At 56.3% G+C, this 6,656-nt stretch carries 5 protein-coding genes; all 5 read left to right on the forward strand.

Annotation, left to right across the window (positions count from 1 at the left end):
• Positions 1-172: 172 nt before the first annotated feature.
• Positions 173-1,267, forward strand: a complete 1,095-nt coding sequence (locus K9N21_21175) for an NAD(P)-dependent alcohol dehydrogenase (protein MCF8146427.1) — start codon at positions 173-175, stop codon at positions 1,265-1,267.
• 48 nt (positions 1,268-1,315) lie between these two features.
• Positions 1,316-3,034 (forward strand): aldehyde ferredoxin oxidoreductase, encoded by a 1,719-nt coding sequence (locus K9N21_21180; GenBank protein ID MCF8146428.1) that lies wholly within the window; start codon positions 1,316-1,318, stop codon positions 3,032-3,034.
• Positions 3,035-3,087: 53 nt separating this feature from the next.
• Entirely contained in the window at positions 3,088-3,876 is a 789-nt protein-coding gene (locus tag K9N21_21185; GenBank protein ID MCF8146429.1) for a molybdenum cofactor biosynthesis F family protein, read from the forward strand.
• 101 nt (positions 3,877-3,977) lie between these two features.
• On the forward strand, positions 3,978-4,799 hold the full coding sequence (locus K9N21_21190) for an SDR family oxidoreductase (GenBank protein MCF8146430.1): 822 nt from the start codon (positions 3,978-3,980) through the stop codon (positions 4,797-4,799).
• Between the two features lie 241 nt (positions 4,800-5,040).
• A complete protein-coding gene (locus tag K9N21_21195; GenBank protein MCF8146431.1) occupies positions 5,041-6,267 on the forward strand; it encodes an amino acid ABC transporter substrate-binding protein in 1,227 nt (408 codons plus the stop codon).
• Positions 6,268-6,656 lie beyond the last annotated feature (389 nt).

The following is a 6,656-nucleotide window of genomic DNA, read 5'->3' on the forward strand; positions in this document are numbered from 1 at the left end:
ATCTCATTGTTGATTGGGCAACTCATCGCCTTTCAGGTGTCATCAACTGAACTGAGACGCTTAGGGGATGAACTCAACTATCATGATGGTGTGTTGATTCTAACTCCTGCCATTTTTGTCGGCCATTATTAAGAGTTTGCGTAAACCACTCAAATAACGATAGGAGGACGTGATGAAAATTAGAGCGGCAGTCATTTTCGAACCTTCCAGCGAATTTGTCCTTGAACAGCTGGATCTGAGCGAACCCAGTGATGATGAAATTCTGGTCCGTCTGGTCGGTTCCGGCATCTGTCACACCGATCTGGCCGGGAGGGACCAGCATCTGCCGATCCCGCTTCCCAGTGTCTTCGGTCATGAGGGGGCTGGCGTGGTGGAAAAGGTGGGATCTCGGGTCACCAAGGTGGTACCCGGGGATCATGTGACCCTGAGCTGGATGTCCTGCGGGGAATGCCCCTCCTGCAAGGCAGGCAAGGACCCTTATTGCGAAAATTTTTTGCAGCTCAATTTCAGCGGTGCCAGGCCCGACGGAACAACAACCATGCGGAAGGGAGAGCAGGTTGTTCATGGCAGTTTCTTTGGGCAGTCTGCCTTTGCGGATTATGCCCTGGTTGTGGAACGGAATGTCGTGAAAGTCCCCAGGGATATCCCTCTTGAAATCTTAGGCCCCATGGGCTGCGGTATTATGACCGGGGCAGGTGCGGTCATCAATTCTCTCAAGGCCAGCGCAGGCACATCCATTGCCGTATTCGGCGCAGGGACCGTGGGGATGAGCGCCATCATGGCCGCGGCGGTCTGCGGCTGCACCACCATCATCGCCGTGGATATCCATCCTGACCGACTCACCATGGCCAGGGAGTTGGGCGCCACCCACACAGTCAATGCCGGTGAAGGGGATGTGGTTGAAGCGGTCAAGGAGATCACGGGTGGAGGCCCGAATTTCAGCCTTGAGTGCGTGGGGAACCCGGCGGTATTGCGACAGGCCGTAGACATTCTCCCTCTCCTCGGCGTGTGCGGCCTGGTGGGGGTGGTGGCCCCGGGCACCGAGGTCACTCTCAATATGGACCTGATCATGAACGGCCGCGCGGTTCGGGGGATCATTGAAGGGGATGCCATTCCCGATCTCTTTATCCCCAAATTGATCGAGCTCTACCGGCAGGGCCGGTTTCCCTTTGACCGCATGATCGCCTTCTATCCCTTTAAAGACATCAATCAGGCCGTGGAAGACATGGAAAAGGGGCTGGTGATCAAGCCGGTCCTGCGGTTGTAGACACTTTGGCGCACTTCAGTCACTTCTCATGGAAAGGGGGGCACAGACATGAAATTTATCAGGGTGAATATGAACGACAAGGCGGTCCGTGTTGAGGAGGTGCCGCAGGCATATCTCGGGCTCGGGGGGAGGGGTCTGACATCCATCTTTGTGAACACGGAAGTCCCGCCGAAATGTGACCCCTTGGGTCCGGAGAATAAACTCATTTTTGCCCCCGGTTCCCTGACAGGGACCCCGCTGGTCAATACCAGCCGCATCTCTGTGGGGTCGAAAAGCCCGCTCACCGGGGGGATCAAGGAGAGCAATGCGGGCGGAACGGTTTCCGCGGCCCTGGGAAACTTAGGGATCACGGCCCTGATTATTGAGGGCCAGTGCCCGGAAGAAGAACGATACCTCCTGAGGATCGACCGGGACGGCAAGGCCGAGCTGATTTCAGCGCAGGACCTTAAAGGGATGCGGACCTATGCCCTGGCGGAGAAGCTGTTCGAGACCTATGGGGCGGAGAATGCCGTGCTCTGCATCGGCCCTGCCGGGGAGCAGCGGCTGGCTGCGGCCTCCATACAGAGCACCGATGTGGACGGCCGGCCCTGCCGGGCCGCGGGCCGGGGGGGTCTGGGCGCGGTCATGGGCGCAAAAGGGCTTAAGGCCATCGTGGTGGACCAGCGGGGCGACAACGCCGATCCTCTGGCCGATCCCGAGGCCTTCAAGGCGGCCAACCAGGCGATCGTCAAGGTCATCAAGGCCCATCCTGTGGCCGGGCAAATGATGCCCGGCCTGGGGACGGCCGGCCTGGTGGCCCCGGTCAACGCCATGGGGGCGTTTCCCAGCTACAATGCCACAAAGGGTGTCCTGGACGGATGGGAAAAGATCAGCGGGGAGGCCATGGCCCGGATGATTCAGGAGCGGGGCGGGAAGACCACCCATATGGGGTGCGCCCAGTGCATCATCCACTGCTCCAACGAGTTCGTAGACAAGGGGGGCAAGTATGTGACGAGCTCTCTTGAATACGAAACCATCTGGTCCATGGGGGGGATGACCGGGATCGGCGACCTGGACATGGTGGCGCGGCTGGATTTTCTCTGCGACGACATCGGCGTGGATACCATGAGCACGGGGGTGGCCGTCGGCGTGGCCATGGATGCGGGCTACAAATCTTTTGGGGACGGGGAGGCCGCCGTCGAGATGGTGGAGGAGATCGCCTCGGGCACTCCGTTCGGCAGGATTCTGGGGCAAGGGCCTGCTGCCGTGGGGAAGCACTTAAACCACGCCCGGGTTCCGGTGGTAAAGGGCCAGAGCATTGCCGCCTACGATCCGAGGGCCATGCAGGGGAACGGCGTGACATTTGCCACCTCGCCCATGGGCGCGGATCACACCGCCGGAAACGTGATCGGCGAATACCTGGAGCAGAAGCTGGATCCCTTGAGCCCCGAAGGCCAGGTGGAGGCCTCCAGGTATCTGCAGATCGCCACGGCCGCGGCCGACTGCACGGGCCTGTGTTTAATGGCCTATGTGACCCTGACCACCCCTGAAGGGGGCGGGGCCCTCCTCCAGGCCATCAATGCCAAATTCGGGACACAGCTTGGACCGGAGGATGTCCCGGCCCTGGGAATTAAGGTGCTTCAGGCGGAGCGGGAATTCAATCGAAAGGCCGGATTCACCAGCAAGGACGATCGATTGCCCGGGTTCTTCTACAAGGAGGCCCTCCCGCCCCACAATACGGTCTTCTCCATTTCAGATGAAGAGCTGGACCGGACATTCGATTTCTAAGGGCAACAACTGCCTGAAAATATTGCCATTCACTGATTGAAAGGAGGCTTTTTATGCCACAAAGAGAAGGCGAAACCGATTATAAGTACGAGGACTATGCAGCGGATATGGCCTACCATCGAATTCAATCAACGTCGGATTTGGTCAATCAAAAGATGAAAATTACCCTGGATTCAGGGACGGTCTTCGATCTCGAATTCATTGAGCCCAACAAGGTGAACTGGCGGAGCGGTTCCACGAACGGAACGGATTGGTACGAGGCGATCGAGGTTGCGCCTCGAACGTACTTTATTGACATGACCTTTGCCAATGAACCGCGACAATGCCGCACCTTTTTCGTCAACACCGAAAGCCGTCAGGCGCTGTCAGTGCACACTGTTATGCGCGAGGGGGATATCGGTAAAGAGCCCCGTGCAATACAGGATTTCACTCCCGGCGTACTCGGTGATCCGGCAATCCCGCCCACAGGCCTGAAGCCGGCGCCCACCCGCGATCTGATAGGGCTTCGGGCCCTTTACATCTACAACCCCAACCAATGTTTCGAACATATCTATCTGAACGAGAAGCGTTATGCCTGGCATTGCATTGTCGGACCCCTGAAAGGGGAGTCGGACGTTGAACTTCACATCACCTACAAATTCGACGTCAACCAGTACATTTTCAGTTGGCGCGAATTCGGCCTGCCGGTCTCCACGGTGTTCTTCCACAACTGGGACCAGATGAGGGAAACCGGTAAGTTCTTCGCCATCGGCGAAGATGGGAAAATCGCCAATACACCTGCGGGTGCCTTGATCAGGAAACTATCGGTGACCTTCTATCCGGAAGACATGCAGCCGTTGTGATTATCGACAGGCAACGCCAAAACGATCTCTTAGGGGATCGAGCTGACTTCAGGAGAAATTGATATGGGTTTGAAACAACCATCAACGGAAGGAGGCAGTGAATGAACTTGAAAGGGAAAACAGCCCTCATAACAGGAGGGGGCACCGGTATCGGTGCTGCCATCGCAAAGCGATTTATTGCGGATGGCGCAAAGATATGCATCACCGGCCGGCGCCGGTCAATGCTGGATCAGGTGGCCCAATCACTACCCTCAGACATGGTAACGACATGTTCGGGGGATGTTTCGAAGTATAAAGACGTGGAGCGGATGGTTGAGACGGCCCTGAAATTCGGAGGGAAGTTCGATGTGCTGGTAAACAACGCCGGAATCGATCCGGGCGGAACGGTTACAGATCTGGATCAGGAACTCTGGCGACAGGTCATTGAGATAAATTTGACGGGGTCTTTTCTGGCCATGAAGGCATCGATACCGCATATGATTAAAGGCGGCGGCGGATCGATTATCAATATTTCTTCTCTCGGCGGGCTACGCTGCCTGCCCGGCATGGCGGCCTACTGCACCTCAAAGGCCGCCCTCAACATGCTGACAAGGCAAGCTGCTTTAGATTATGGGAGATTCAAAATACGTTGCAATGCCGTCTGTCCCGGGGCAACCCGGACGAAGATGCTGGAGGAGGCACTCAGTCCCCTTACGGAGGTACTCTCAACGGACGTGGACGGCGTTTTCGACTGCATATCGTCCAACGTCCCTCTTCGGCGGGTAGCTGCCCCCGACGAGATATCGGGTATTTGCAGTTATTTGGCAAGCGACGATGCTTCTTTTATGACCGGATCCGTGCTTTTGATTGACGGCGGTGCATCTATCGTAGATGTGTCAGGAGCCGCACTCAGCAGCGCCGGTGTCGATTGGGGGGTCGCGTAAACGCCTGTTCACACCCGCCCGAGCGTTTTTCGGATGGAATTTGAAGGCGATGTGATGCAGGAGATGAGTGATTTGTAAAACCATCAGTAAAGGAAGCAGAGGGTTTAAGAAAGGAGAGATCTCAGGAGAACGGCTCCCAAGCCAAAAAGGGATGAGGTGCGGCTGCGTTACGACTATCGGTAAAACGCTGGCCACTAATTTGGTTGCGGCCGTTAGGCCGCTTTAGCGAGGAGGGCAAAAGATGAGAACAAAAAGTAGGGTATGGCACGGGGTATTGGTTTTTGTGATCCTGGTGGTTTTCCTGGCCGGTACTGCTGGTGCCGCGGACAAAGGATCTAAAGACAAAATAGTAATCGGGCAGGCCATCTCTCTCTCAGGGCCGTTGGCTGGAGGGGTTGCCATATCGGGCGGCAAGATCTATGAGCTGTGGGTCAATGAGGTCAACAAAAACGGCGGCATCTATGTGAAGGAATACGGGAAGAAGCTGCCGGTTGAACTTAAACGATACGACGACAAGAGCGATATCGGTACCATGACGAACCTTCTGGAAAAGCTCATTTTAGAGGACAAGGTGGACTTTGTCTTTCCCCCATGGGGAACGGCCTGGCTGTTTGCTGCTGCGCCCGTTGCCAACAAGTACGGGTACATATTGATCGGGGGACCTGGCGGCGCCCTGAAGCTCAAGGAACTGAGCCTCCCCTACTTTTTCCAGGTGTTAAATTTTTCCGATACCCAGGCCCCGGCCCTTGCCGATATTTTTAAAGAGGTGGGCGTCAAATCGGTAGCCGTGATTTATCGCGCAGATCTTCACGGCATTGAATACGGCAATGCCATGGTCCCCTATTTCAAGAAAAAGGGGATCGACGTCAAGCTGAACAAAAGCTATCCCCCGGGGATCAAGGACATGTCTCAATTCTTGAAAGAGGCAAAATCCCTCAATGTGGATGCCTTTGCGGCTGCGTGCTATCCGGACGGCGGGATGCTCCTGACCGGCCAGTCAATGGAACTGGGAATCAATTTCAATGCCTTTTTTCTGACCGTCCTCCCCTTCTCTCCGCCGCTCTATAAAGGGACCTTTGGAGAGCGCGGTATCGAGGGCGTCATGGGCGGCGGGGCCTGGAACGCCAAGACCTCTCCAGGCGCTAAGGAGTTTGTTGACAAGTTCGTTAAGCTTTTTGGTGAAGAACCCGACTACTGGGGCGGGTTGTATTACTGGTCATCGCTCCAGCATTTCCAGCAGGCCATCGAGAAGGCCGGAACCCTGGACCAGAAAAAGATCCGGGACATCATGGCCACGGAGAAGTTCGACACGGCCCTGGGACCCTACTGGTATGACAAAGACCGGTATTTTGTCAATCACCCCGGCGAGATCGGCCAGTGGCAGAAAGGCGTGTTCGAGGTGATCGACCCGGGTCCCAAACGCACGGCCCCGCCGGAATACCCCAAGCCCCCATGGCCCAAAAAATAGCCTGTATGTATCCATTGGATCTCTCCCTGAGAGGGGACTCCTCTTTCAGGGAAGAGATCTTCCGGCTTGTTAGACAGTTATCGGTTATCGGTTATCTGCGGTCCGCTTGCGGTGCCCACTGATCCCCAGTACCCGCGGGATTAACCGATGACAGATAACCGGCTCCCCTATTTAGTCCCCGAACGGAAACCCGGAAAACCAATAAACAGTGCCTGAACGGAGTTTTCGTTCAGGCGCTATTTAGGGAACCCCCCCGGAACATGGGCAGTTATAAATGATGGTGACCATCCTGGACATTGTGATTTCCGGTCTGTTGCTGGGCGGCATCTATGCGGTCACGGCGGTGGGCCTCAGTCTGCAGTACGGGGTGGCCCGGGTGCTCAATATCG

The organism is Deltaproteobacteria bacterium (assembly GCA_021737785.1).
Taxonomy (GTDB): domain Bacteria; phylum Desulfobacterota; class DSM-4660; order Desulfatiglandales; family Desulfatiglandaceae; genus AUK324.